The 25,352-nt window shown below is 63.8% G+C and carries 23 protein-coding genes and 1 pseudogene; 14 read left to right on the top strand and 10 right to left on the bottom strand.

All coding sequences use genetic code 11. The features are described 5' to 3' along the window. The first annotated feature begins 256 nt into the window (after positions 1-256). The 11 genes from NKJ88_RS20655 (at position 257) to NKJ88_RS20605 (ending at position 10,161) form a co-directional block, all read left to right on the top strand. Entirely contained in the window at positions 257-460 is a 204-nt protein-coding gene (locus tag NKJ88_RS20655) for a hypothetical protein (RefSeq protein ID WP_023823814.1), read from the top strand. A 2-nt stretch (positions 461-462) separates the two neighbouring features. After that, entirely contained in the window at positions 463-1,575 is a 1,113-nt protein-coding gene (locus tag NKJ88_RS20650; protein ID WP_352445215.1) for an ABC transporter ATP-binding protein, read from the top strand. Then, on the top strand, positions 1,568-2,581 hold the full coding sequence (locus tag NKJ88_RS20645; RefSeq protein ID WP_023823816.1) for an ABC transporter ATP-binding protein: 1,014 nt from the start codon (positions 1,568-1,570) through the stop codon (positions 2,579-2,581). Before NKJ88_RS20650 ends, NKJ88_RS20645 begins: the two co-directional genes overlap by 8 nt. A gap of 64 nt (positions 2,582-2,645) precedes the next feature. Continuing rightward, a complete protein-coding gene (locus tag NKJ88_RS20640; protein ID WP_352445213.1) occupies positions 2,646-4,289 on the top strand; it encodes a dihydroxyacetone kinase subunit DhaK in 1,644 nt (547 codons plus the stop codon). 70 nt (positions 4,290-4,359) lie between these two features. Next, positions 4,360-4,962 (top strand): dihydroxyacetone kinase subunit DhaL, encoded by a 603-nt coding sequence (gene dhaL / locus NKJ88_RS20635; RefSeq protein WP_023823818.1) that lies wholly within the window; start codon positions 4,360-4,362, stop codon positions 4,960-4,962. Next, complete coding sequence (gene dhaM / locus NKJ88_RS20630) at positions 4,959-5,348, top strand: dihydroxyacetone kinase phosphoryl donor subunit DhaM (RefSeq protein WP_023725850.1); 390 nt, start codon at positions 4,959-4,961, stop codon at positions 5,346-5,348. Before dhaL ends, dhaM begins: the two co-directional genes overlap by 4 nt. 21 nt (positions 5,349-5,369) lie before the next feature. Continuing rightward, entirely contained in the window at positions 5,370-5,672 is a 303-nt protein-coding gene (locus NKJ88_RS20625) for an HPr family phosphocarrier protein (RefSeq protein ID WP_023684207.1), read from the top strand. Further along, entirely contained in the window at positions 5,656-7,242 is a 1,587-nt protein-coding gene (ptsP, locus tag NKJ88_RS20620) for a phosphoenolpyruvate--protein phosphotransferase (RefSeq protein WP_023823819.1), read from the top strand. The genes NKJ88_RS20625 and ptsP overlap by 17 nt, the downstream gene beginning before the upstream one ends. A gap of 10 nt (positions 7,243-7,252) precedes the next feature. Then, positions 7,253-7,678, top strand: coding sequence for a hypothetical protein (locus NKJ88_RS20615; protein WP_023668784.1), 426 nt, complete (start codon positions 7,253-7,255; stop codon positions 7,676-7,678). Positions 7,679-7,700: 22 nt separating this feature from the next. After that, positions 7,701-8,687 (top strand): dihydroxyacetone kinase subunit DhaK, encoded by a 987-nt coding sequence (gene dhaK, locus NKJ88_RS20610; protein ID WP_023668785.1) that lies wholly within the window; start codon positions 7,701-7,703, stop codon positions 8,685-8,687. A 448-nt stretch (positions 8,688-9,135) separates the two neighbouring features. Continuing rightward, the gene (locus NKJ88_RS20605) at positions 9,136-10,161 is read left to right on the top strand and encodes a nucleotidyltransferase family protein (RefSeq protein WP_023725855.1); all 1,026 of its coding nucleotides are present in this window, start codon (positions 9,136-9,138) and stop codon (positions 10,159-10,161) included. Between the two features lie 8 nt (positions 10,162-10,169). Here NKJ88_RS20605 and NKJ88_RS20600 read toward each other — a convergent pair whose 3' ends face one another. From NKJ88_RS20600 to NKJ88_RS20585, 4 genes are all read right to left on the bottom strand, one after another. Next, a complete protein-coding gene (locus NKJ88_RS20600; RefSeq protein WP_023745212.1) occupies positions 10,170-11,165 on the bottom strand; it encodes a phosphoenolpyruvate carboxykinase (ATP) in 996 nt (331 codons plus the stop codon). Next, on the bottom strand, positions 11,162-11,596 hold the full coding sequence (locus NKJ88_RS20595) for a lasso peptide biosynthesis B2 protein (RefSeq protein WP_023745211.1): 435 nt from the start codon (positions 11,594-11,596) through the stop codon (positions 11,162-11,164). The genes NKJ88_RS20600 and NKJ88_RS20595 overlap by 4 nt, the downstream gene beginning before the upstream one ends. Then, positions 11,596-11,883 carry a PqqD family protein gene (locus tag NKJ88_RS20590; protein WP_023823820.1) on the bottom strand — a complete coding sequence of 96 codons (288 nt, stop codon included), beginning with the start codon at positions 11,881-11,883 and terminating at the stop codon, positions 11,596-11,598. The genes NKJ88_RS20595 and NKJ88_RS20590 overlap by 1 nt, the downstream gene beginning before the upstream one ends. A 501-nt stretch (positions 11,884-12,384) precedes the next feature. Further along, a complete protein-coding gene (locus tag NKJ88_RS20585; RefSeq protein WP_245260048.1) occupies positions 12,385-13,182 on the bottom strand; it encodes a DUF2259 domain-containing protein in 798 nt (265 codons plus the stop codon). A 218-nt stretch (positions 13,183-13,400) separates the two neighbouring features. On the opposite strand from NKJ88_RS20585, the gene NKJ88_RS20580 reads away from it, so the two are divergent. Both NKJ88_RS20580 and NKJ88_RS20575 read left to right on the top strand, forming a co-directional pair. Further along, positions 13,401-15,308 carry a propionyl-CoA synthetase gene (locus NKJ88_RS20580; protein WP_023823821.1) on the top strand — a complete coding sequence of 636 codons (1,908 nt, stop codon included), beginning with the start codon at positions 13,401-13,403 and terminating at the stop codon, positions 15,306-15,308. Positions 15,309-15,379: 71 nt separating this feature from the next. Next, positions 15,380-16,081: a metallophosphoesterase family protein gene (locus NKJ88_RS20575; protein ID WP_023689995.1), complete on the top strand. Its 702-nt coding sequence runs from the start codon at positions 15,380-15,382 to the stop codon at positions 16,079-16,081. Positions 16,082-16,169: 88 nt separating this feature from the next. Here NKJ88_RS20575 and NKJ88_RS20570 read toward each other — a convergent pair whose 3' ends face one another. The 6 genes from NKJ88_RS20570 to NKJ88_RS20545 form a co-directional block, all read right to left on the bottom strand. Then, a complete protein-coding gene (locus tag NKJ88_RS20570) occupies positions 16,170-18,548 on the bottom strand; it encodes a polysaccharide biosynthesis tyrosine autokinase (protein WP_023689994.1) in 2,379 nt (792 codons plus the stop codon). A 190-nt stretch (positions 18,549-18,738) separates the two neighbouring features. Beyond that, complete coding sequence (galU, locus tag NKJ88_RS20565; RefSeq protein ID WP_023668795.1) at positions 18,739-19,635, bottom strand: UTP--glucose-1-phosphate uridylyltransferase GalU; 897 nt, start codon at positions 19,633-19,635, stop codon at positions 18,739-18,741. A gap of 75 nt (positions 19,636-19,710) precedes the next feature. Then, complete coding sequence (locus tag NKJ88_RS20560; RefSeq protein ID WP_031199315.1) at positions 19,711-20,658, bottom strand: glycosyltransferase family 2 protein; 948 nt, start codon at positions 20,656-20,658, stop codon at positions 19,711-19,713. Then, on the bottom strand, positions 20,648-21,592 hold the full coding sequence (locus NKJ88_RS20555) for a glycosyltransferase family 2 protein (RefSeq protein WP_196813586.1): 945 nt from the start codon (positions 21,590-21,592) through the stop codon (positions 20,648-20,650). The genes NKJ88_RS20560 and NKJ88_RS20555 overlap by 11 nt, the downstream gene beginning before the upstream one ends. Then, positions 21,592-22,587: a glycosyltransferase family 2 protein gene (locus NKJ88_RS20550; protein WP_023725858.1), complete on the bottom strand. Its 996-nt coding sequence runs from the start codon at positions 22,585-22,587 to the stop codon at positions 21,592-21,594. Before NKJ88_RS20550 ends, NKJ88_RS20555 begins: the two co-directional genes overlap by 1 nt. 44 nt (positions 22,588-22,631) lie before the next feature. Next, complete coding sequence (locus NKJ88_RS20545; RefSeq protein WP_023684222.1) at positions 22,632-23,804, bottom strand: glycosyltransferase; 1,173 nt, start codon at positions 23,802-23,804, stop codon at positions 22,632-22,634. Between the two features lie 177 nt (positions 23,805-23,981). Between NKJ88_RS20545 and NKJ88_RS20540 the strand changes: the two are divergent. Next, positions 23,982-25,148 (top strand): annotated as a pseudogene (locus NKJ88_RS20540) (polysaccharide pyruvyl transferase family protein); the annotation flags it as partial. Positions 25,149-25,352 lie beyond the last annotated feature (204 nt).

Here is a 25,352-nt window from a genome sequence, read left to right as displayed (position 1 = left end):
AATTTGCTGCGCGCCACCACCTGCGGCGGGTAACCAAATTGTTTGGTGTGCCACGCCCCCCCCCCCCCCGCCGCGCTCCGCGCCACACCTCTCCCCCGATCGACGGGGTAGAGGAAGGACGCGAACTTCATTCAGGCAGGCTGCCTTCCTCTCCCTCCGGAGGGGGGAGAGGTGGCGCTGCGAAGCAGCGACGGAGTGAGGGAACCACCTGGCAACCGTCTCGCCCCGTTGCCGGGCAGAAGGAAGGCAGCTACGCATGACGCGCCCAGCCATCTTCAAAAAGTCATCCTGGCCCCGCTGGGCCCGGCGCGGCCTCATGGAAAACATTGCGACGGCGCTCATCGCCGTCGGCTTCCTGATGCTGTTCCAGCCCTTCGCGCTGGCGCTCTACACCTACTCCTTCATCACCATGCTCGCCGGCACGGTGATGTTCATCATCGTCTCGAAGTTCCCGGAATAATCATGGCCGAAATCCGCGTCCAACATTTGAGAAAGGCCTTCGGCGATTTCGTCGCGGTGCAGGATTCCAGCTTCGTCGTCGAAGATGGTGAGTTCTTCGTCATGCTTGGTCCCTCGGGCTGCGGCAAGACGACGACGCTGCGCATGGTCGCCGGCCTCGAATTGCCGACCGGCGGCCAGATCCTGCTCGGCGGCGAGGACGTCACCATGCGCCGGGCGCGCGAACGCGACATCGCCTTCGTCTTCCAGCTGTTCGCGCTCTATCCGCATATGAACGTGCGCAAGAACATCGGCTTCCCGCTTCTCGCGCAAGGCATGCCCTCGGCCGAGATTCGAAGCCGTGTCGAGGAAACGGCGAAGCTGCTGCGCATCGACCATCTGCTCAACAAATCGGTCTCGGGCCTTGCCGGCGGTGACCGCCAGCGCGTGGCGCTCGGTCGCGCCATCGTGCGACGGCCAAAATGCTTCCTGATGGACGAGCCGCTCGGCACGCTCGACACCGAATTCCGCGATCTGATGGTGCATGAGCTGCGCGAGCTGCACAACCGCATCCACGCCACCACCGTCTATGTCACGCACGACCAGATGGAAGCGATGTCGATGGCCGACAAGATCGCCGTCATGAACCATGGCGTCATCGAACAGTTCGGCAGCCCGCGCGAAATCTACGACCGCCCGGCAACCATGTTCGTCGCCGATTTCATTGGCTCGCCGCCAATGAACTTTCTCGGCTTTGACGGCGGATTGGCGAAGGGGGCGAAGGAGATCGTAGTGCAAGGCGCCAAGGTGGCGGTGCCGGAAGTGCGCGAGGATATCGCGCCGGCCGACATGGCGCTCGGCATCCGCCCCGAACACATTCGCTTCGACGACGCCTCGAAACTGCGCGGCGCCATCTATGGCACCGAATATCTCGGCACGACGCAGATCGTGGCGGTGGAGACGGCGGACGGCATCATCAAGGCGCGGGTGCCGGCCGAAATCCGGCTCGCTGCCGGCGATCATGTCGGGCTGACGTTGAACAGCGCGCGGCTGTCGCTGTTCGACAAGGGCTCGGGTCGGGCGGTGCGCACCGCGATCCACGATACCGCCTCTCAAGGGAGAGCGCAGCATGGCTGACGTGCACATCAAGGGCGTGACCAAAAGCTTCGGCGACCATGTCGCCGTCGATGGCCTCGACCTTAACATCGCCGATGGCGAATTCGTCGTGCTGCTCGGCCCGACCGGCGCCGGCAAGACGACGACGCTGAGATTGATCGCCGGACTGGAGCGGCCGGATGGCGGCACGATCCATATTGGCGGCCACGATGCGACGACGCTGTCGCCGGCCGAGCGCGACACCGCCTTCGTGTTCCAGCAATATTCGCTCTACCCGCATCTGTCGGTCTACGACAACCTCGCCTTCCCGCTGCGTTCGCCAGCGCGGAAAGTACCGGAGGACCAGATTCGCCGCCGCATCGAAGAGGTGGCGAAGATGGTGCGCATCCACCACAAGCTGAACAACCGCTCGACCAAGCTTTCGGGTGGCGAAATGCAGCGCGTCGCCATTGGGCGCGCGCTGGTGCGCAAGCCGTCGATCTATTTGATGGACGAGCCGCTGTCGTCGCTCGACGCCAAATTGCGCGCCGATCTCAGGCTCGAACTCAAGCGCATCCAAGCCGAGCTCGGCGCCACCATGCTCTATGTCACGCACGACCAGATCGAGGCGATGACCATGGCGGACCGCATCGGCATCCTCAACAATGGCGTGCTGGTGCAGATCGGCACGCCGCGCATGATCTATTCGGAGCCGGCAAACCTTCATGTCGCGGCCCGCCTCGGCCAGCCGGCGATCAACCTGCTGCCGGCCGGGCTGCTGCCTGATGGTGGGGCGCCGACCGGAACCAAGACCATCGGCGCGCGCACCGAGCATCTGTCGATCGAGAAGACCGCAAACGGCCATGCCGACGGCGTCGTCGACTGGGTCGAACATCTCGGGGACCAGAACCATCTGCATGTTACGGTCGGCCCGAAGAAACTGGTGACGCTCACCGACCCCGATACGGATCTGGCCGAGGGCGACAAAGTGGTGATCCGCTACCGCTCGCCACTTTATTTCGGCGCCGACGGACAAAGACTGATGTGAGGTTTTCGGTGTCTCGCCAAGGGCACGGCACCGGCTTCTGATTGACGAATACAGGACGAATTCGATGAAGCACTTTTTCAACCGCAGGGAAACGATCATCACCGAGGCGCTGGACGGGCTGTTGCGGACTATCGGTTCCGGCGATCTCGCGCGCCTCGACGGTTACCCCGAGATCAAGGTTGTGCTGCGCGCCGACTGGGACAAGGCGAAAGTTGCCGTCGTCTCCGGTGGCGGCGCCGGACACGAACCGTCCCATGCCGGCTTTGTCGGCAAGGGCATGCTGACGGCGGCGGTTTCGGGCGAGATCTTTGCCTCGCCCAGCGTCGAGGCGGTGCTGGCGGCCATCCGCGCGGTGACCGGCCCCGCCGGCTGCCTGCTGATCGTCAAGAACTACACCGGCGACCGGCTCAATTTCGGACTGGCGGCCGAGAAGGCGCGCGCCGAGGGGTTTCGCGTCGAGATGGCGATCGTTGCCGACGACATCGCCCTGCCGGGTATCAACCAGCCGCGCGGCGTCGCCGGCACCTTGTTCGTGCACAAGATCGCCGGCCATTTGTCGGAGACCGGTCAGGACTTGGCAGCCGTTGCTACAGCCGCTCGCGCGGCGGCGAAGGACATCGTCTCGCTCGGCATGTCGCTGTCGTCCTGCTCGATCCCCGGCCAGCCACATGAAGAGCGGTTCGGCGAAAATGACGGCGAACTCGGCCTCGGCATCCATGGCGAGCCGGGCGTCGAGCGCATCGCGGTGCAAAGCGCCGACAAGCTGGTGGCGATCATGGCGGAGCGGCTGGCCGCGCGGCTCGACCCGAACGCCAGCCACGCGTTGCTCATCAACAATCTCGGCTCGGTGCCGCCGCTTGAGATGTCGCTGGTCGCCAATGCCGTGCTGGCCTCGCCGCTGGCCAAAACCGTCAAACTTGCGATCGGCCCCGGACCGCTGATGACGGCGCTCAACATGAACGGCTTTTCGCTGTCGCTGATCAAGCTCGATGCGGCGCGCGAGGCAGCCTTGCTGGCGCCTGTCGGACCACATGCCTGGATGCCGGCCAAAACCGTCGTCGCGCCGGCTATCGTGCCTATGGCGAAAGCGGCTGGAAACAGCGCAGCCCAAAAGGCCAGTCAGGATCCCGGTACCAGGCGTTTGATCGTCACGGTCTGCGAACGGCTGATCGAGCTCGAAGAGACACTGAACGGGCTCGACGCCAAGGCGGGCGACGGCGATACCGGTTCGACGGTGGCGACCGGCGCGCGCAGCGTGCTGGAACGGCTCGATGCGCTGCCGCTGGCCGACCCTGCCGCCACGCTTGCGGCTATAGGCGATAGTCTGGGCGTCGCAATGGGCGGCTCCTCAGGCGTCTTGCTGTCGATCTTCTTCACGGCGGCGGCTCAGGCTTCGAACGGCGGAGCAACCCTGTCCAAGGCGCTGCTTGCCGGGCTTGACCGGATGACCTTCTATGGCGGCGCCAGGGTCGGCGACCGCACCATGGTCGATGCCTTGGAGCCGGCGCTGAAGGCGCTCGATGCCAAGGGGCTGGATGCCGCGGCTACAGCGGCACGGCACGGCGCCGAGGCGACCGCGGCCATGGAGAAGGCGAAGGCCGGGCGCTCCGCCTATGTCGGCACCAAATTGCAGGGCGTAGTCGACCCTGGCGCCCATGCCGTGGCCGAAGTGTTCGCGGCCGCCGCCGCGCTGCATGCAACGGCCTGACGGCATGCTTAGATTGTCGAATGAAAACTCTTGCGATACTGCCGGCAGGATCGAAACCGGGAATCTGGACATGGCTGCGTTCGACCTTGCCAGGCTGATCACCGCCGCCGCGGACACGATCGCCGCTCACTCGGAAGAGTTGACCGCGCTCGACCAGGCGATCGGCGACGGTGACCATGGGCTGAACATGAAGCGCGGCTTCGAGGCTGTGCGCGCCGATGCCGGGGCGTTCGCTGCAAAGCCGCTGCCCGAGGCGCTGAAGGCGATCGGCACCAAGCTGGTGATGACGGTTGGCGGTGCATCCGGGCCGCTGTTCGGCACATTGTTCCTGGCGCTGGGCAAGGAGATTTCAGGAGAGCCGGATCGCCCCAAGCTGACGGCTGCTTTCGGCAAGGCAATCGAGGCGGTGGCCGCCAGAGGCAAATCGCAGGTCGGCCAGAAGACGATGCTCGATGTGCTGTATCCGGTGCATGACGCGCTCGCGAATGGAAAGACAGGCTCGGAAATCGTTGATATTGCCGACGCGGCTGCCGAAGCGACCGTGCCGATGAAGGCAACACGCGGTCGCGCCTCATTCCTCGGCGACCGCTCAATCGGTCATATGGATGCCGGCGGACGCTCTGTGGCGCTGCTGGTGCGGACCGTCGCCGAAACCGTCGAGGGCCAAGCATGAGCAATGTCGGCATCGTCATCGTCTCGCATTCGCCGCTGGTTGCCGAAGGCACGGCCGACATGGTGCGGCAGATGGTGGGCGACGAAGTGCCGCTTGCATGGTGCGGCGGAAACGGCCATGGCGGGCTCGGCACCAGCGTCGAAGCGATCATGGGCGCCATCGACAAGGCGTGGTCGGAGGCGGGCGTCGCCATACTGGTCGATCTCGGCGGCGCCGAGACCAATTCGGAAATGGCGGTGGAAATGATCGGCGAGCCGCGGGCGCTCAGGATTATCGTCTGCAACGCGCCGATCGTCGAAGGCGCGGTGATGGCTGCGACGGAGGCGTCCGGCGGGGCCTCGCTGAAGGAAGTGGTGGCGACGGCGCATGAATTGTCGCCGTCGTGAGCGAACGGGAATTTTGACCTGATGTCCGCATTTGCCGAGGCCACCGTCCTGATCACCCACGAGGTAGGTCTGCACGCGCGCCCTTCGGTGAAGTTCACTAAGCTTGCCAAGAGCTTTGCCGCCGAGGTGGAGATTGCGCTTGCCGCCAACGGCCCATGGTTCGACGCCAAGAGCATCGTCAAGGTGATGGCGGCCAGGGCGCCGAAAGGCACCATGCTGCACATCCGGGCCACAGGCGACGGCGCCGATGATGCCGTGAGAGCGCTGGCCGAGCTGGTGCGACGCGGTTTCGACGAGGATGCGGGCCATGCCCGAACCGCTTAGGCTGCAAGGCATTTCGGCCTCGGCCGGCTATGCCGAGGGGCCGTTGTTCAACCTCGACAACGGCACCGCGCACTACACGGGCAAGGCGAGCGCCGCGGACGAGAAGGCCGCATTGGAAGCAGCTATCGCCAGCGCGACGGACCGGCTCGCGACCCTGATCGAAACCGCCGATGACGAGGCCGCCGGCATTCTCGAATTCCAGCTCGCCATGCTTGGGGACGAGGCACTGACCGGCCCGGCTTTTGCCGCGATCGCGTCCGGCATGCCGGCTGACATGGCCTGGCGACAGGCGCTGGACGCCGAGATCTCCGGCTACGAAACGTCAGACCAGGACTATTTCCGGGCTCGCGCCGCCGATATCAGCGATATCCGCGACCGCGTGCTGCGCGCCCTTACCGAGGAGCAGGAGAGCGCTCCACCAGCCGGCGCCATTCTCTATGGCGAGGACATCGCGCCGACGCGCTTTCTCGAGACCGACTGGAGCACCGGCGGCGGCATCGCGCTGAGGGCCGGCAGCGCCGCCAGCCACGTCGCCATGCTGGCGCGCTCGCGCGGCGTGCCGATGGTGGTGGGGCTTGGCGCTTCGCCGGCTAATCCCGTCGGTCTGGCTCTGCTCGATGCGGAGCATGGCGGTATCGTGCTTTCGCCGACCACGACGGAGATCGAAGCGTTCCACCGGTCCTCGTCCTCGTTTGTGGCACATCGAGACAAGGCCGGAGTCTATCTCGCGAAACCGGCGGTAACCCGGGCCGGGACGACAGTGCGCGTGCAGGTCAACATCGCCGATCCGTCCGAGGTCGACGGCATCGACATTTCGACCTGCGACGGGGTCGGGCTGATGCGCACCGAATTCCTGTTCGGCAAGGCGCCGCCGGACGAGGAGACGCAATACCAGGCCTATCGCAAGGTGCTGGAATGGGCAGGCGACAAGCCGGTAACCATCCGTACCGTCGACGCCGGCGGCGACAAGCCGGTGCCGGGCTTCACCGTCGAGGAGAGCAACCCGTTCCTCGGGCTGCGTGGCATCAGGCTGTCGCTGGCAAGGCCGGAGGTGTTTCGCGTACAGATCCGGGCGCTGCTGCGCGCGGCGGTGCACGGCAATCTGAAGGTGATGTTTCCGATGATCGCCGTCGCGGAGGAATACCAACGCGCCGCCGCTCTGTTCGTGGAGGAGCAGGCCGGGCTTGCCGCGCGCGGCATCGCGCAAAAAATGCCGCCGCTCGGCATCATGGTCGAGGTGCCTTCGGTGGCGATCGCGCCGGAGGCGTTCGCCGATGTCGCCTTCTTCTCGGTCGGTTCGAACGATCTGACCCAATATGTAATGGCGGCTGCCCGCGATAACGCAGCCGTGGCGCATCTTAATTCTGTCCGCCATCCCGCCGTGTTACGGCTGATCGGCTCGGTTGCCGCTTTTGGCCTGCGCGCGAAAATCCCAGTCAGCCTGTGCGGCGATGCCGGCGGCGATCCGGCATCGATCCCGGCACTGCTCGAGGCCGGCCTGCGGGATCTCTCGGTGGCTCCCGCCCAACTCGCCATGGCCAAGGCGGCCATCTCGGATGCATCGGTCTAGGATGACTGAGATGGCCGACAAGACACCAGAAGCCGGCTCCGAAGAGGCGATCCGCGCCTACAAGACGATCCTGTCGCAGGTCATCGACCAGCGACCGTCGGGTATGCGACAACGCCTTGCCGACGCGCTTGGCAAGCACCGCAGCTTCGTCACCCAGATTTCCAGCGCGGCCTATTCGACCCCGATCCCGTCAAAACATCTGCCGGCTATTTTTTCGGTCTGCCATTTCAGTCCGGCCGAGCGCGATCAGTTTCTGGCTGCCTATCATCTGGCGCATCCCGGCAAGATGTCGGTTGCGGCAGGCATGCGCAAGACCCGGCATGTCTCGCTGATCGTGCCCGATTTCGGCGACGACAAGCAGAATGCAGCGCTCGACAAGGCGATCAACGAATTCATCCAGAAGATCACCAGCATCACCGGCAGGAGTGGCGGCTGATCGTGTTGTGTCGGGAGGACACATGAAGAAGTTTATGAATTCCGTCGACACGGTGCTGACCGAAAGCCTCAACGGCTTCGTTGCAGCTCATGCCGACATCCTGGTGCTGGGCGAGGAGCACAAATTCATTCGCCGCAAGGTGATGAAGCCGGGGAAGGTGGCGCTGATCTCGGGCGGCGGTTCCGGCCACGAGCCGTTGCATGCCGGCTTTGTCGGTCACGGCATGCTGGACGCCGCCTGCCCCGGCCAGGTCTTCACCTCGCCAACGCCGGACCAGATACTGGCGGCGGCCGCCGCCGTCGATACCGGCGCCGGCTGCCTGTTCATCGTCAAGAACTATGAAGGCGACGTGATGAATTTCGACATGGCCGGCGAAATGGCCGACGGCGTCCTGCAGGTGGTGATCAATGATGACGTCGCCGTCGAGAATTCGTCCTTTACGACCGGCCGGCGCGGCGTCGCCGGCACGCTGGTGGTGGAGAAGATCGTCGGCGCCGCCGCCGAGCAAGGCATGGCGCTGGCGGATCTCAAGGCGCTCGGCGGTCGCATCAACAGCGCGACGCGTTCGATGGGCGTGGCGCTGACCAGTTGCACGGTGCCGGCGGCCGGCAGGCCGACCTTCGAGATTGGTGATGGCGAGATGGAATTCGGCGTCGGCATTCATGGCGAGCCCGGCCGGCGTCGCGACACGTTGAAAAGCGCCGATGCGATCGCCGAAGAGATTTGCGCCGCGATCCTGGGCGATCTCGGCGACAGGGCGAAAGGCCCGGCACTGTTGTTCATCAACGGCTTTGGCGGCACGCCGCTGATGGAGCTCTATCTGATGTACAACAGCGCCCGAAACATCTTCGAAAAACAGGGCGTGACGGTGACCCGCTCGCTGGTCGGGTCCTACGTGACATCGCTCGACATGGCCGGCTGCTCGATCACGCTGACCATGCTGGATGACGAGGCAACGTCAATGTGGGACGCGCCGGTGCACACAGCCGCGCTGCGCTGGGGACTGTAACGGAGGGGCCTTGCCCATATCCCGAACAGGCGGCTTATGAACTTGCCTTAGCCTGCGGGACCGGACGGACCGTTACCCGCAGTCACGCCGACAGATTGCCCGCCTGCAGCGCGGCTTGCCTTGCGGCCGACCGCTCCGGCTTCATCCAAACCGAAGCCGTAGAAGTCTTATCGCGGTATCGGCAGCGACGGCCCGGCCACCACGCTGGACAACTTTCCTGCCTTGCGCAGCACGGGCGCTTCATACTTTTTCTTGGCCATTCCAAACACCCTTTTCAGTCCAGTGCAAAAGAATGGACCGAAACCGTGGAAAGTCAATTCATGAGCTGGCTCTGCCACCACACGCTGGCTTCATGCATGCTTTTCTGCAACATACGCTCCTCTGAGTTGGTTGTTTGACGCAATTCCGGACGGGAATTGCTCATGTGGGCGAACGTCATCCGGGTTTGATGCTGCCATCTCTTGCGCCTGCCGATGAAAAACTGCTGCTGACCTTCGCCGACCCGGAGGCGCCGGCTGCCATTGGCCGTGACGTTGCTGCCGAAAGCTTGCTGGCACTGCTCGTCAATGCCGAGTTCCACGGCGTGCTTCCCATCATGCTGCGCAAGCTCAGCGAGATCGGCGACGCCCAACTGCCTGCGGACGCAGCCTTGCGGCAAAAGCTGTCGGAACTGCGTGATCGCTCGACGCTGGCGACCGGCCAATCGATGCTGCTGCAATATCATGGCGACCGCATCATGAAGGCATTGGCGGCGAAAAATGTTCCGGCCCGCATCGTCAAGGGTCCGGTCTTCGCACGCAAACTTTACCGCCACGCCGCTGACCGGCCGTTCACCGACATCGACATTCTGGTCGAGCCGGCCAGCATCATTGAAGCCAACCCGGTGATTGCCGGATGCGGCTTCGAGCTCTGGAGCGGCGAGGCGCAGTCGCAGGATCTGCAGGAGTTCAAGTGGCTGGAGAAGGAGAATACCAGCCTGCTGATCGAACTGCACGGCAACCTGGTGCATGATTCCGGCATGCGGCGGCGGCTGTCGCTGGGCTTTCGCGAATTGCAGATCATCGACGGCAGCGAGGCCGACACGCCGGCCGCGCTGCTGACCATCGCCATTGTCCACGCCGCCGGCGGGCACAAGTTCCACCGGCTGCAGCTTTGCGTCGATGTGCTGCAGGGCGTGCGCGCGCTGCGGTCGCCCGCGGATGAAGACCGGCTTTTCGAGGCGGCGCGCATCAGCGGCATCGAGCTCGAACTGGCGACGGTTCTCAATGTGACGGGGCGGCTGTTTGATGCACCGCGCGCGATCGAACTGGCCGACCGCATCAAGCCCGACCTCTCGATATTTTTGGCCAAATGGCTGATCACCGGCGATACGCTGCTCGGCGTCAATTCCAGGGACAAGATGCATTCGCGCCTGCGCCGCGACGCCTTCCGCTGGATCCAGCGCCTCGCCAGGCCAAAGCCGCATTCTGCCTGAAGTGTGCTTTAGTCCCGCGCCGCCAGCGCCGAGCGGATCAGCGGGGCCGCCTCGGCCGGGTTCGCGCCGACTTCCAGGGTAAATGTCGGGACGGCTTTGACCAGCGTTGCGATGGTTGCCATGCGGCGCTTCTGCGCCGGCAAAAGGCCGGTCATGCCGGTCCTGACATTGTCGGTGGCAAGCGCCACCATGGCGTCTGTCCTGGTCATGGGCACGAGCCGGGTTTGCGCGTCCGCCGAGCGGGCGAGATGAAACAGTGCCGCAACCGGTCTGCCGACAGTTTCCTCGATGCGGATGATCTCGGCGAGACGTTCCAGCGAGACGGCCTGCTCGCCATTGGCGTCCCATTTGTCGCCAAGGCAAGGCGCCACGAAGGGCAGCATTGCCGCGGTGTGGCGGTGGACCTTCACCTTGCGCGGCAAGCCCCAGGCCGTGATGCCGCCACCGGCCAAAACCTTGAGGATCATGGCGTCATCCGAGCACAGGCCGAAACCTTGCGACGCCAGCGCCAGCGACGTCGTCGACTTGCCGGTGCCGCTCGGCGCATGGATCAGCACGAGCGCCTCGCGGCCGGGCAATGTCAGGCCGGCGGTGTGCAGCATGTGCTGGTCGCCGGCATCAAGTGCTGCATCCAGCACCATCATCAGCACCGTCCATTTGACCTTGGCATCGGGATGGACTCGTATCTCGGCCCAGCCTCCATCGGCATTGATCGAGACGGTCTGCAGGCCGGGAAAGACCAGATGAACGGTGCCGCCACCGTCGATCAGCCGGCAATGGCCGTCTTCCGGTACGTCGCCGTCGAAAGCGAGTTTTCCGGCAGGCGATTCCTCTAACTCCTGCGTCTCGACGATATCGATGCGGAAACCCGGCTCGGCCGGCCCGCTGACGCGCAACGTGCCGAGCATGAGGTCGAAGCTTGGCCAGAGATCGGCCCGCGAGGCCGATATGCTGATGACTTGGCCCTGGAGATCATAGCAGAAGGTGGTCGCCGGACCGGTCAAGCAGCGTGCGCCTTTCCGGCATCGGCGTGATGGCGATAGATCTGGACCATGCCGGGGAGGCTGTCCGAGACCACCGGGCGGCCATCGAGACAGACCCAGCAATGGGCAGACATGCGCGGCGCCTGCATCGACTTCGGATCGACGCCGAAGCGCAGATCCGGATCGAAGCCGGCAAAGCGCAGGAAGCGGTGGGCGAGCAGGCCCTCGCGCAGGCATCTGCGGTCGCGCATCAGCCAGGGGTGCCGGACGGTCCGGTTGACGGCAGCGACGATGTAGGCTGACGACAGGCCGCGATAAGGGGTGGGTGCGCTGAGCGGCGCCCATTTCAACACCGATTCGAAGCTGCGGCGGCCGACCAGGATCGGCATCAGCCGCGCGCTTGCCCATAAATGGACACGAAACAAAGCGCGCAGGAGAACGCCGTCCACCATCAGGGAGCCGGGTCGGCGAGAATGCCTTCGCTCACCAGTTCGGCGGCCAGCGCCGCCATGTCCTGGTCGAGCGTGCCCTTGTCGACCTCGAACTCTTCGCACAACAGGACGACGATCTGGTCGAGGCTGCGGGCGCCGTCCACCTTGTCGAGAAAGGCTTCGGTGGTGCCGTTGCAGGTGTAAAGCTGGCCGCTGCGCGCCAAGAGCACGACGGCGCCATCGCCGACATGCTGGACCGAGGCGTCGTCCGCCAGCCGCAGAACCATTTCAGAACCGATTTGGGCCATGGAGCCCCTCCACCATTTTCCTGGAGAGCAGATAGCGCGGCGATGCGGGTCTGTCCATTGCGCGGGCGAGAGGGAGAACAGGCAGGCCCGACCGTTCTGTGGCAACCCGGCAACGCCAAAATCCTCACGACACACGCAACCGAAGACGGCGGGTCTTAAAACAGGGAAGCACCCCAGAAATAGTCGGTGATTGCAGCTGGTAATCACCGCCGCAAGCCGTCAAGCCGGCTATCTCGCAGGGTCAAGGTCTTGCTTTTCTTACCTAAAGTAAGCTATGCAGTCGCGGGGTTTTGGGAGAGCATTGGGTATGCGTTACAATTGGGAGCGGGCGCCGACCGCGTTCGAACGTCATCGAAAAGCGTTGGCAGCCGCCATATTGATTGCGGGTGGCGTCGGGCTGATGCTGGCGGCCTTGCCGCTTTAAGACTGATATCCGACACGAACGCCCTGCTTTCTCCGGGCGCATGAGCTTTTTCTGCCTGCCACAAGACGGGCCGCGGCTTAGCGTGCCTGGCCGGTTACGGCGATGAAGCGGCGGTCGCGTCCTTCGAAGCCCTGGCTGAAGCGCTGCACCAGCACGGCCAGTACCGCCGGCCTGCCGGGCGGGGTGTATTCGTAGGATTCCGACAGGCTGTAGGAAGTCGGGCAGTTGCGCGAGCCCGGCACGGCCTTGTCCTCGTGCATGACCTTGAACGGCTTGCCGTCCTGCCCCTGCAGCGACAGGCGGAAGCCGCGCGCCTTGCCCGCCTTGTCCCCTTGAAGTGTCTTGTCGCCCTGAAGTGTCTTGTCGCCCGGAAGAACTTGGTCGCTTGGCTTGGCGTCATCAAAGCTTGCCAAGCAATCCTCCTTGCTGTCGGCAAGGATCTCATCGAGCTGGATGGTCGAAATCAGTGTTTCGCCATAGAACGGCGACAGCCATTTCTGCGCGGCCTGCTCGAGGCGGGGGATGTCGTTGTACTCGACCGTGTCGTCCGGGAAGGTGAACCTGTCGGAGGCCGTGCGCGTGCCGCGCTCGGCGATGCCGTATTTGGCCAGGATTGGCGCGGCCTGCTTTGCGGCCTGCGCCCGTGCCTGCTCCACCGTCGTGGTCGCCTCTTCCGATTCATCGAGGACAAGGATCGGCTTGCCGCCGACGAACTCGTCTGTGCTTGTGTCGATGATGTCGATCTGCGACCAGCCGGAAACGGCAGCGTCGAGCTCGCCATATTGCTCGAAGGCGAAATATTTGCCGTCGGGGGAAAAGCCGATGATCCGCCGCGCGGCGGCATCGCCGGCCTGGGCGGCGGAAACGATCGTCAACAGCAGCGCTGCTCCAACGGCAGATCCAACCCCGTATCGTACCGTCATTGCGCGCCCTGCCCCGATTTCAAACCCGGCCATGGTGCCTGCAATTTATGGCCAAGGCGAGATCGGCCAAGCCCCAAATTTCGGGAAAGACATGGCATTTGGGGAAAGACGTGGCCGGGAAAACCCGCATAGGCTATTGCAAGATAGAGAGTTTTCCCGAGGAGGGATGAATGGCGTCACGCTACCACGAGGTCTATGACGGCTGGAAACGCGACCCGGAACAATTCTGGGCCGCTGCCGCCGAGGCGATCGACTGGTATTCGCCGTGGACCAGCGTCTTCGATGCCAAGGCGGGCGTTTACGGGCGCTGGTTCAACGGCGCCAGCTGCAACACCTGCTTCAACGCTCTCGATCGCCATGTCGCAAGCGGCCGCGCCGACCAGATCGCACTTATCTACGACAGCGCGATCACCGGCACGGTCAAGAAATTCACCTATGCCGAATTGAAGCGCGAAGTGGTAGCGCTGACTTCGGTGCTCAAGAACCGCGGCATTCGCAAAGGCGACCGCGTCATCATCTACATGCCGATGGTGGCCGAAGCGGCGGTCGCGATGCTTGCCTGTGCCCGCATCGGCGCGGTGCATTCGGTGGTGTTCGGCGGCTTTGCCTCGCACGAGCTCGCCACCCGCATCGACGACGCCAAGCCGAAGCTGGTCATCTCCGCGTCCTGCGGCCTGGAGCCTGGACGTGTCGTGGCCTACAAGCCGCTGCTCGACAAGGCGATCGAAATGTCCCGCCACAAGCCGGACGCCTGCCTGATCCTGCAGCGCGACCAGCTGCGCTGCGATCTGAGGGAGCATTACGATATCGATTTTGCCGACGCCGTTGCCCGCGAGCGCGCCGCGGGCGCCAACGTCGATTGCGTTCCGGTGCTCGCCACCGACCCGCTCTACATCATCTACACCTCCGGCACGACCGGCCAGCCGAAGGGCATCGTGCGCGACAATGGCGGCCACATGGTCGCGCTCAAATGGACGATGGAAAACGAGTTCGGCGTCAGACCGGGCGAAGTATTCTGGGCGGCCTCCGATGTCGGCTGGGTGGTCGGCCATTCCTACATCGTTTACGGACCGCTGCTGCATGGTGCGACAAGCGTGCTGTTCGAGGGCAAGCCGATCGGCACACCCGACGCCGGCACCTATTGGCGGGTGATCGCAGAACACGGCGTGGTCGCGCTGTTCACCGCGCCGACGGCCTTCCGCGCCATCAAGGGGCAGGACCCCAAGGGCGAATTCGTGCCGAAATACGATCTGTCGAAATTCCGCACTCTGTTCCTGGCCGGCGAACGCGCAGACCCGGAAACCATCAAATGGGCGGAGCAGAAACTCAACGTGCCGGTGGTCGATCATTGGTGGCAGACCGAGACCGGCTCGCCGATGACCATCAACCCGGCGGGCCTCGGCCTGCTGCCGGTGAAATACGGCTCGCCCGGCGTGCCGATGCCGGGCTACGACATTCGCGTGCTCGACGATGCCGGCCATGAAGTGCCGCGCGGCACACTTGGCAATGTGGCGGTGAAACTGCCGCTGCCGGCCGGCTGCCTGCCGACGCTGTGGAATGCCGACGAGCGTTTCCGGCAAGCCTATCTCGAGGAATTTCCCGGCTTCTACAAGACGGCCGATGCCGGCATGATCGACGACGACGGCTACCTCTATGTCATGGCGCGCACAGACGACATCATCAATGTCGCCGGACACCGGCTGTCGACCGGAGCCATGGAGGAGGTGCTTTCAGCGCATCCCGATGTTGCCGAATGCGCCGTCATCGGCGTCGCTGACGCTATGAAGGGCCAGGTCCCGCTCGGCTTCGTCGTGCTCAATGCCGGTGTGTCGCGCGATACCGCTGCCATCGAAGGCGAAGTGGTGGGGCTGGTGCGCGAACGGATCGGCCCGGTCGCGGCCTTCAAGACCGTGGTGACGATCAAGCGCCTGCCCAAGACGCGCTCCGGCAAGATCCTGCGCGGCACCATGCAGAAGATCGCCGACAAGGAAGAATGGACGATGCCGGCGACTATCGACGATCCCGCCATTCTTGACGAGATCACCGCGGCGCTCAAAGCCCGCGGCATCGGGGTCTGACGGCCCCAGTGGCGTTGTTCCAGCGATCCAGGCCCCCCCGGCCGGCGCCGCGCGAGCGCCTGGAAATGGATATGGACGACACCGTCGTCTACGCGATCGGCGACGTGCATGGCTGCTACAAGGAATTGCTGTCGCTGGAGCAGAAGATCCAGCTCGACGCGCTGCAATTTCGCGGCCGCAAGATTATCGTCATGCTCGGCGACTATATCGATCGCGGGCCGCAATCGGCGCGCGTGCTCGACCACCTCTTGGCGCTGCCGCCAACAGGGTTCCTGCGCGTCTGCCTGGCGGGAAACCACGAAGTGGCCATGCTGAACTATCTCGACGGCTATCTGTCGCGGGACCGCTGGCTGGCGGTCGGCGGCCGCGAGACTCTGTTTTCCTATGGGGTCGATCCGGCGCGGCTTGCCAGCCTCTATGCCTCGAGCGACGCGGTCGACCGGCGCGTGAAGGAGGTCATTCCGGCCAGCCATATCGACTTCCTGCGCAGCCTGCCGGTGCTGCTCTGTTCGGATAAATTCGTTTTCGTCCATGCCGGCATCAGGCCGGGCATCGACCTGGTCGCACAGGATGAGCAGGACCTGCTCAACATCCGCGACGAGTTCTTCAAGGCCGCACATCTGCTCGACCGCCTTGTGGTGCATGGGCACACGCCGGTCGATATCCCCAGGCTTGACGGGCGAAGGCTCGGCATCGACACCGGCGCCTTTCAGAGCGGACGGCTGACAGCGCTCAGGATCGCGGGTAAGTTCGGCAAGCTGATCTTTTCCTGACCTGCCGTGCTTCTTCGTTTGAGCGTGATCTTTTCCGAAAACCGGATCCGCTGTCCGGATCACGCTCCTTTTCAGGATCGCGCTCCGTTCAGGCGGCGGTCTTGGCTCGCACGTCCGATTTCTCCAGATAGTAGGTCGAATAGCGGTCGAAGAACTTTTCCGAGCCGCCGAGCGAGCCGTATTTCGGCAGCTTCTTCAGATCGACCTTGTTGAGCACGGCGCCGACGACCTTGCTTGCGACGTAGGGTTCCTGCTCCAGCAGCGAGCGCACCATGGCGCGCGGCGTGCGGCCCCATTCGGCAACCAGCACGAAGCCGTCGACCAGCGGCGCAAACGCCTTGGCGTCGACCACGGGGCCGAGCGGCGGCAGGTCGACGATGATGTACTCGAACGTCTCCTTGGCGTTGTCGATGAAGCGCCGCATGCCGGCCGACGACAGCAGCTCGCTGGTATGCGAGAATTGCCCACGCAGCACGGCCGGGATGATCGCCAGCTTGGTCTGGCGGTCGACTTTGCCGACCGACTGCCAGGTCTGGCCGTTGACCACGGCCTCCATCAGCCCCTGCTCGGCTTCCATGCCGAGGTTGCGGCTGAGGCCAGGATTGCGCAGATCGGCGTCGATCAAAAGCGTCTTCGAGCCGTTGGCGGCCAGCAATCCGGCGAGATTGGCGGCGACCGTAGACTTGCCCTCGCCGGGCAGGACCGAGACCACGCCTATGACCCGGCTGCCTTGCCCTTCCATGACGACGTCGAAGGCGATCTTGGCGTTGCGCAGCGTTTCGGAGAACATTGATGCCGGCGCATCGACGCTGACCCGCATGCGCGCCCGTTTCTCGGCCGCCGACAATGTGTTGGCGCCTTTGGCATCCGCCGCACCGCCGTCGGCGTCCTTGCCGAGCCTGCCGCCGATCATCGGCAAATAGCCGAGGAATTTGAGGCCGACGCGATCGCGAATGTCCTCGCCGGTCCTGAAGAAGCGCTCGTTGAACTCATTCAGGCCACCAAAGCCGGCGCCAAGCAGCACGCCAAGCACCAGCGACAGCGCCAGCACCCTGGAGGTGCGCGGGCTCGAGGCGGAAAGCGGCGTTGAGGCATCCGAGATGATGCGGACCTTGCCGACCGGGAAGGATTGCTGCTGCGAGGCCTCCTCGTAGCGGCTAAGGAAGGTCTGGTAGAGCGTGGTCAGCGCCTGCGCCTGCTGGTCGAGTTCGCGCAGTTTGACCTGGCTCTGGTTGTCGATGGAGCTCTTGCCGGCCGCGTCGGCGATCTTCTGCCTCAGTGAGGTCTCGCGTGAAAGCGCGACTTCATATTCATTGCGATAGCTTTCGGTCAGTTGCTTCAACTCGCCGAAAATCTGGGTCGACAGGTCGGCCTTTTCCTTGGCCAGCGCCACCGCCTGCGGATGGTCGGCGCCGAAATTGGCCGTCACGTCCTGCAGCCGCTTGGCCACTGCGAGATAGCGGGTCTTGAGCGTTGCAATGACGGAGCTTGCCGGCTGATCGCTTGAGATGGCGGAATCGTTGAAGGCATTGTCCGAGCCGCTTTCGACGATGGTCTTGTATTGCTGATAGCGGGCGCTGGCGCGCGCCGTATCGGCCTGCGCGACGATCAGTTGCGCGGTGAGATCGGCAATCTGCTTGTCGCTGATCAGCTGGCCGTCGCTGTTGGCGGCCAGACCATGCTCGGCCCTGAATTTCTCGACCGCCATAGCGGCCGCCTGTGAGTTCTGACGAAGCTCGGTCAGCCGGCCCTGCAGCCAGACCGCAGCGCGCTCGGTGGCGTCGAAGCTGGCATTGAGCTGGTCGGCGAGATAGGCGTCGGCATAGGCCTTGGTGATGGCGGTGGCGAGCGCCGGATTGGTCGACTGGTAACCGATGGCGAGCACATAGGAGCGGCCGTTGCGCTGCGCCAGCACCTCGCTCTGCAGCTTCAGCACGGCATAGTCGTGGCGCGCCGTCTGCATCATGGCCTGGCGTGTCGCCTCATCGACGTTTTCCATGCCGGGAATCTGCTCGGCGGAACTTGAGCGGAAATAGCCGATCACGCCGCGCACGAAGCCGATGCCCTTGACCAGCGCCGATTGCGGCGGGTTCATGAACTCTGCGTTCTGGTCGAGTTTCAGCTTGTCGACCACCACCGAGGCCAGCCGCGCCGAGGTGATGATTTCGATCTGGCTGAGCAGGGCGGCGTCGGTCTGCATGGTGACGGATGCAGCCGAGATGTCGTCGATGACCTTGTTCAGGCCTTCGTCGATCAGCACGCTGGCGACCGACATGTATTGCTTGGGCGTGGTCTGCAGATAGAGCAACCCCAGGAACAGGCCGATGATGGCGCAGACCGCCACCACCTTGACCTGACGCGCCGCCATGCCAAGCAGGCGCTCGACGTCGATGAAGTCTTCACCCTTTTCCTGATCGGGGTTGGGCAATGGCATCCTCTTGTCGAGAGGAAAGCTGGCATAATTCATCTTCGATCCAATTCTAGGTTACAGGCGCCGGAGCGAGACGGGTCAGGTCCCACCTCGTCCGAAGCTGCGGAGATCGGGGGCAAGATATGCAACGCAAGCTTCATGCCATCCGGCGCCGGGCCTGAGCGGCCAGGCGTGCAGGCATGAGCCGCGCCATCGTCCAAACGCATATGCCCTCGAAAGATGGGCATTATGCGGCCACTTCCTGACGCTCATGCGACCGCACGAACGCCTGCAGCATTTCCAGCACAGGTCCCTTCATGTCGTCGCGCGCCAGCGCGAAGGCGATGGTCGCCTCTATGAAGCCTTCCTTGGAGCCGCAGTCGAACATGCGGCCATTGAAAGGCTGGGCAAAGAAAGACTGGCTTTTCGCCAGCCGCACCATGGCATCGGTAAGCTGGATTTCGTTGCCAGCGCCGCGCTGCTGGTTGCCCAGCAGCGAGAAGATCTCGGGCTGCAGGATGTAGCGGCCGTTGATGTAATAGTTCGACGGCGCATTGGCCGGCGCCGGCTTTTCGACCATGGCCGTCACCTCGAAGCCGCTGCCTGTCTCGGCGCCGCGCCCGACGATGCCGTATTTGCTGGTCTCGCTGGGATCACAGCGCTCGACGGCGATCACATTGCCGCCGGTCTGCTGATAGAGATCGACTGTTTCAGCCAGGCAACCTCGGCGACCGAACGACACCATATCGGGGAGCAGCAGGGCGAAGGGCTCGTCGCCGATGACTTCGCGTGCGCACCACACCGCATGGCCGAGACCATGTGGCGACTGCTGGCGGATGAAGCTGGTGGCGCCGGCCACGGGCAGCATGCTTTCGAGCGCCTCCAGCTGGGTCTTCTTGCCGGTTTGTTCGAGCGTTCCAATCAGTTCGGGGTGCAGGTCGAAGTAGTCCTCGATGACAGCCTTGTTGCGGCCGGTGACGAACACGATGTGCTCGATGCCGGCTTCGAAGGCCTCGTCCACCGCATATTGGACGACCGGCCGGTCGACCACGGGCAGCATCTCCTTCGGAATCGACTTGGTTGCCGGCAGGAACCGTGTTCCAAGCCCCGCCACAGGGATGACTGCCTTCCTGATTTTCTTCATCGCAAATTCCTTCTGAGCAGATCGATTTCAGCCTGTTGCAGGCCACGAACAAACGTCTTCATGTACTCGCCCTCCTTACTCCGCGCCGACAGCAAACAGCGCCGCCACCCTTTTGAGGCGGACGGCGATCGGCATCGACATGTGCCTGACAGCCGCCGGATCACTTAGCGCGGTGCGTATCGCTTTCAACGGCGAACGCGCCTTGATGTGCTGGACCAGCGACAGGAACGATGCCGCCTTGCGCAGGCTGCGGGCGCGTTTGGCGAAGGCGGCCGCAGCAGCAGCGTCCATGGAATTGGTCTCGGCGAAGACCGCGTCGGCCTTGCGCATCGCCTCGATATGGTGAAGCTCGAGCACGCGCGAGATCGAGCCCGTGCGGATGTGGTAGATATAGCCGGTCGTCGGCTCGACGACGCATTTTCCGCCCTTGGCCAGCGCGTTGGCGAGCAGGATGTAATCCTCGCCTATGCTCAGACTTTCATCATAGCGAAGCCCGTTTTCGATCAGGAAACGGCGCTGGAAGATCGGCTTGAGATAGCCAAGGTTGAACGTGGATTCGAAAACGATGTTGCCAGCGATGTAGTCGGCGAGCGTGATTTCACGCAGGCCCTCCAGATATTCGGCGGGAAACATCGTCGCTTCGGCAATGCCGTCCTCGCGCACCACCTGGAGGTTGTCGACGGCGATCACAGCGCCCGCGCTTTCGGCCCGCGCGATCATGGCAGAAAGCCGCCCGGGCAGGACGGCATCGTCGGAATCGAGCACCGCGACCCAGCGGCCGGAAGCCAGTTCGAGCCCGGCATTCCTGGCGCCGCCAGGGCCACGATTTGCCGGCAGCGCAACCACTTTGACGACATCTTTTGGATAGGCTCTTGCGACGTCGAGCGTGTTGTCGCGCGACTGGTCATCGGCGACGATGATTTCGACGCTGACATCGCGCTGGGCCATGGCGCTTGCGATCGCCCGGTCGAGCGTGGCCGCGGCATTGTAGGCTGCGATGACAAAGGAGACGTCAGGCTGCACGCTTGCCTCCTTGCTGCGGGGAAGACAGTCCGTATTGGCGAATTTCGCTGATACCGACCAGGCCGCTGACGACGCCGACATGCATGATGCCGCGCAGCACGCTGCGGTTGCGGCGGACCGGGCTAATCGCGGTCAACGCCGCCATGCCGAAGCAATAGACGGCCTTGGCCGAGGCAAGGCCGACAGCCTTCGCACGCTCTATCACGCCTGCGTCATGGCCGATGAGGTGGCCGTGCGTCTGGCCGAAGCGGAAGCGGCGGCGGCGCAGCCAGTCGAAAGCGGCTCGCGAACGCGGCACGACTTCCTCGACCCACGCCTCCGGCGCAAAGGCGATGCGACCGCCTGCCTTGACCATGCGGTTGAAGAATTCGGTGTCCTCGCCGCCGCTCTGGCCGCGCGCCAGGCTGAAACGACGGTCGCGCAAGCTGTCGGCGCTCATCCTCAAAAGGACGTTGCAGGTGTAGCCGGTGCGGATTTCGCCCTGCACCCAGACCGGCAAGGTCGAATGGAAATCGCCCTTGCGCATCCAGTCCGGCGCATCCGGGCGGTAGAGCGCCCGCACCGGACCGAGCACGGCCTCGGCGCCCCTTGTCTCCGCGATAGCAATCAGTTCGGCCAGCCATTGCCGGGAAGCGGTTTCATCGTCGTCGATGAAGGCGACAAAATCGGCCGTGCTGGCATCAAGACAGGCGTTGCGGGCAACCGAGATGTTGCGCGCCGGAGCGTGCCGGTAGCGGGCCACGAGCTTCAATTCGCTCGCCAGCGCGGTCACCAGCGGCTCGGCGGTCGGCTCGTCGTCATTGTCGGCGACGATGACGCCGATGCCGAAACCGGCAGGCATATCCATGGCAGCGAGCGACCGCAGCGTGTCGGCCAGTTCCGGCCGCCGGAACGTGCAGACGCAGATGTCGATTCGGCGGCTGTCGGCGACCATCATGCCACCCCGCGCTGCGATCGCGAGCCGAGCAGTTGCAGCCAAAACCCGAGCGACCAGCCGAAATGCATGACCATCGCCGAAATGCCCGCCAGCACATTGTTGGGACTGCGCTGGCTGATGGCGGTCACAGCGCCGTAGCCCAGACAGACCGAAGTCCAGACCAGCAGCGGCACCGCCGCCAGCCAGTGGATAAAGGAAAATACCGCGAGAAGGACGACCGGCGCCACCAGCAGCGGGATCATCTGCCGAACTTTCGGGATCATTCGGTGCTTGAGCACATTCTTGGCGCGGCCGCGGCCATAGCCGAGATATTGGAAATACAGGCCCTTCAGCGACGAACGCGGATAGTAGACCATCTGCGTCTTGCCGCTCATCCAGATGCGGTAGCCAGCCTGGCGCAGCCGGTAGTCGAGTTCGGCATCCTCATTGTGGCTGAAGCTCTCGTCATAGCCGCCGACCGCGGTGAAGGCCGAAATCCGGATCAGCGCGTGATGGCCGTGGTCGACCCATTCGCCGGCCGAGAGGTGCCGGTGCTTGGAGCCGCCGGTGCCGAGCTTGGAATTCTGCGCCGCCGCGACCGCTTTCTGCACCGCGCCGCTGCCGCTGGTCAGCATCGAGACGACGACCGAATCGGCTGAAGTGGCGAGCGCCTCCTCGACCAGCCGGTCGCAATAATCGGCGGGATAGCCGCCATGGGCATCAATGCGGATCAGGTATTCGGCGCGGTCACCGAGGCTGGCGACGGCGAGATTGATCGCCGCGCTCTGGATACGTTTTGGGTTGTGCAGGAGGACGACCTGAGGGTCCTTGGCCGCAACCGCTTCGACAATGGCCAAAGTACCATCGGTGCTGCCGCCATCGGCAACGACGATGCGGGCGCCGAGCCTTAGCGCTGCCGGCCTGAGCTGCTCGAGCAACGCGCCGATATGGGCTGCCTCATTCAGGCACGGAATGACGATCAGGCTTGGCGGCAGCGCTTCGGTTTGCGTCATCGGCGCCTTCCCATGCTCTGTACTTTTCCCATCATCAGCCATCGCTAAGCCAGCGCTTCGGTGACGAAGGGACCTGGGACCGCCGCCAGACCGCGCAGCCTGTCGACAAAGGCGCGGCAGTCGCTGCGGTCGTAGCTCCAGGTTCGTGGGTTGCGGGCCAGCACACGCGCCTTGGCCTTGCCGAAGTGCTCCTGGTCCATGCGGCCGAGCGCGGTTTCCAGGATTTCGGGCGTGGCATCGGAAAGCAGGACGCCAATGTCCTGCTGGTCGAGAAAGCGCCCGGTCTCGGTATTGCCCATCGAGATCGGCACGGCGCCGAAGCGGCAGCCCTCATAGAGGCGGTTGGGCAGCAGCCATTCCGAATTCTGCCCTTCCTCGAAGAAATCGATCGCCCAGGAAAAATGCACTTCGCCGTAGATCGCGGCCATGTCTTCCGGGTTGCGGTAGGGGCCACGAAAGGAGAGATAGGGTTCGGCCTCGACAAAAGCGTGGAAATCCGGGAATTCCGAGAGTGCCGGACGGCCCCGGAGGACGACCTCGAAGCGCCCGCCCTGACGGCGCGTGAAGTCGGCCAGCAGCTCCAGCGAGCGGCGGCAGCGCAGCGCGCCGAACCAGCCGATGCGCCACGGGGGTGCTGCAGGGTTTTCGGCCTTTGACCTGTCATCCAAGGCGATCGGCGCGGTTTCGAAGTATTTGTTTTCGACCAGTTCCACCGGTGCGGCGACCTGCCCGAACGGCTTGAAATAATTGGCGATGAAGGCCGGTGAGCTCGTCACCAGAAGCTTCACGTCGCGGGCGAGATAACGCTCCGCTGTGCGCAGTGCTTTGCCCAGCATGTCATTGCGCAGCACCAGGCGATGGATGTCGAGGCATTCGTAGACGATCGGCACGCCGCCGCGAAAGGCGGCCTTGGCGCGCCTGGCCAGCGCCAGCATTTCCAGATTGCGCGCGATGATGAGGTCGGGCTTCGGCATCGCCGCAAGCTTTGAGCCTATCGACAGCGCCGCCTTGGCGACCGCCGCCAGACGCTGGCCGAATCGGCCGTCACGCGTCGCGCCGAGGTCGACCGGCTGCAGCCCCTCGACGTCGGGAACAGCATTTGTGGTCCGACGGAAGCCGGCCAACGTGACCCGCGCGCCGCCTGCCTTGAGCATTATGATCCGCCGGCGCACCGCCGGGTCGGAAACATCGTGCACAAGGTACAAGACATGCAGCATGAAAACTCGACCGCTGTTGGCCCACCCACGGGAATGCTAACCCAGCTTTTGCTGCATCGCAACATTTTTGGTGCGCCGTAGCATAAGTGCACGTTTTTTGTTGCACTGCAAAATTGATGCGTTACCCTCCGTCGGGCTTGAGCGCCGCTCTGGCTGGTCACCCAGCCCGATGCAGCGATGGATTGTGACGCGAGCCGCATCGGGATCGTCCTGGCGTGGGTATTTTCGGTCACCATGCCCGTCCTAGGCACCGCAGGCCACGCCGCGGAATCTGCTGACGAAATGAGGTATCCCATGAAGATCGTCGTTGAAAACACAGTCTGCCTGAATACCGGGGATGCGGCGATTCTGCTGGCGATCCGCCACATTCTCAAGACGATCGTGCAAGGCGACGTGCGGTTTGCCGTCTTCGACAGCCAGCCCGAGGTTGCGGAACGACTCTATCCGAAGACGGATTATCCCGACCTCGAATTCCATAAGCTGCTGTCGGAATCCCTGTTCCGATACAAGAATGGCAGCGGGCTGAGGGACCGGTTCAAGCCGATCTACAATCGGCTCGTTCTCCAGGCCCTGCGCTGGTTTGGCAGCAGCGCGCTAGGCAATTTTTTCAGCCATCGCGACCGGCGCGGTCTCGATATCTACGCCGACGCGGACATGGTGGTCACCACAGGGGGAACCTATCTCGTCGAGAACTACAATCTCGAACGACGCCTCAATCAGTTCAGGCTCGATGCCGTATTTGGCAAAGATCCGGTCTTCTTCACGCAATCCCTCGGTCCGTTCGACAAAAGTTACAACCGCCAGGAGCTTGGCCCGATCTTTGACCGCAGTCCGCTCATCCTGTTGCGCGACGAACGGTCGCGGACCCATATCGGGGACTTGGTGAAGGATCTCGGCAAGTGCCACGTGGTGGCCGATGCCGTATTCGCCTTGGCCGATACCGACAGGATCCGCAAGCGTCTCGCTTCCAGCCAGCCGCCGGCGTCGACGGGCCGCGTCGCTATTTCGGTCCGCCACTGGAACTACGTCAGCGACGGTGAGGGCGGCATGCGCCGCTATCTGGATTCGGTCCGCGAGATCGCCACAATTCTTGTCAGGGACCTTGGCAAGGAGGTGACCTTCGTCTCCACGTGTCAGGGCGTGCCGGAATATGCCCATGACGATTCCAAGACCGCACAGGCCATCGTTGCCGAGCTCGATCCTGAGATCGCCAGCCACGTGACAGTGGACGCTTCGTTCCACACGCCGGACCAGTTGATGGCGCTGGTGAAGGGCTTCGACTTCGTCGTCGCGACGCGCATGCATATGATGATCATGTCGCTTTGCGTCGGCACGCCGGTGCTGCCGATCGCCTACGAGTTCAAAACCAAGGAAGTGGCCAAGCGAATCGGTGTCGACGATGTGCTGCTCGACATCGACACCGTGACGCCCGAAGAGGCGCGCGAAAAGCTCGGCCGATTTGCGGGAAATCTCGACCGCTATCGCAAGACAAGCCTTCAGGCCGTGCTCGAAGAACATGCTTCGGCAATGTCGGCCACAAACCTGCTG

It is taken from the genome of Mesorhizobium sp. M0016, from assembly GCF_040324035.1.
Classification (GTDB): Bacteria; Pseudomonadota; Alphaproteobacteria; order Rhizobiales; family Rhizobiaceae; genus Mesorhizobium.
Note: the sequence above shows the minus strand (reverse complement) of the source record. Positions and strands in the feature narration are given on the sequence as shown.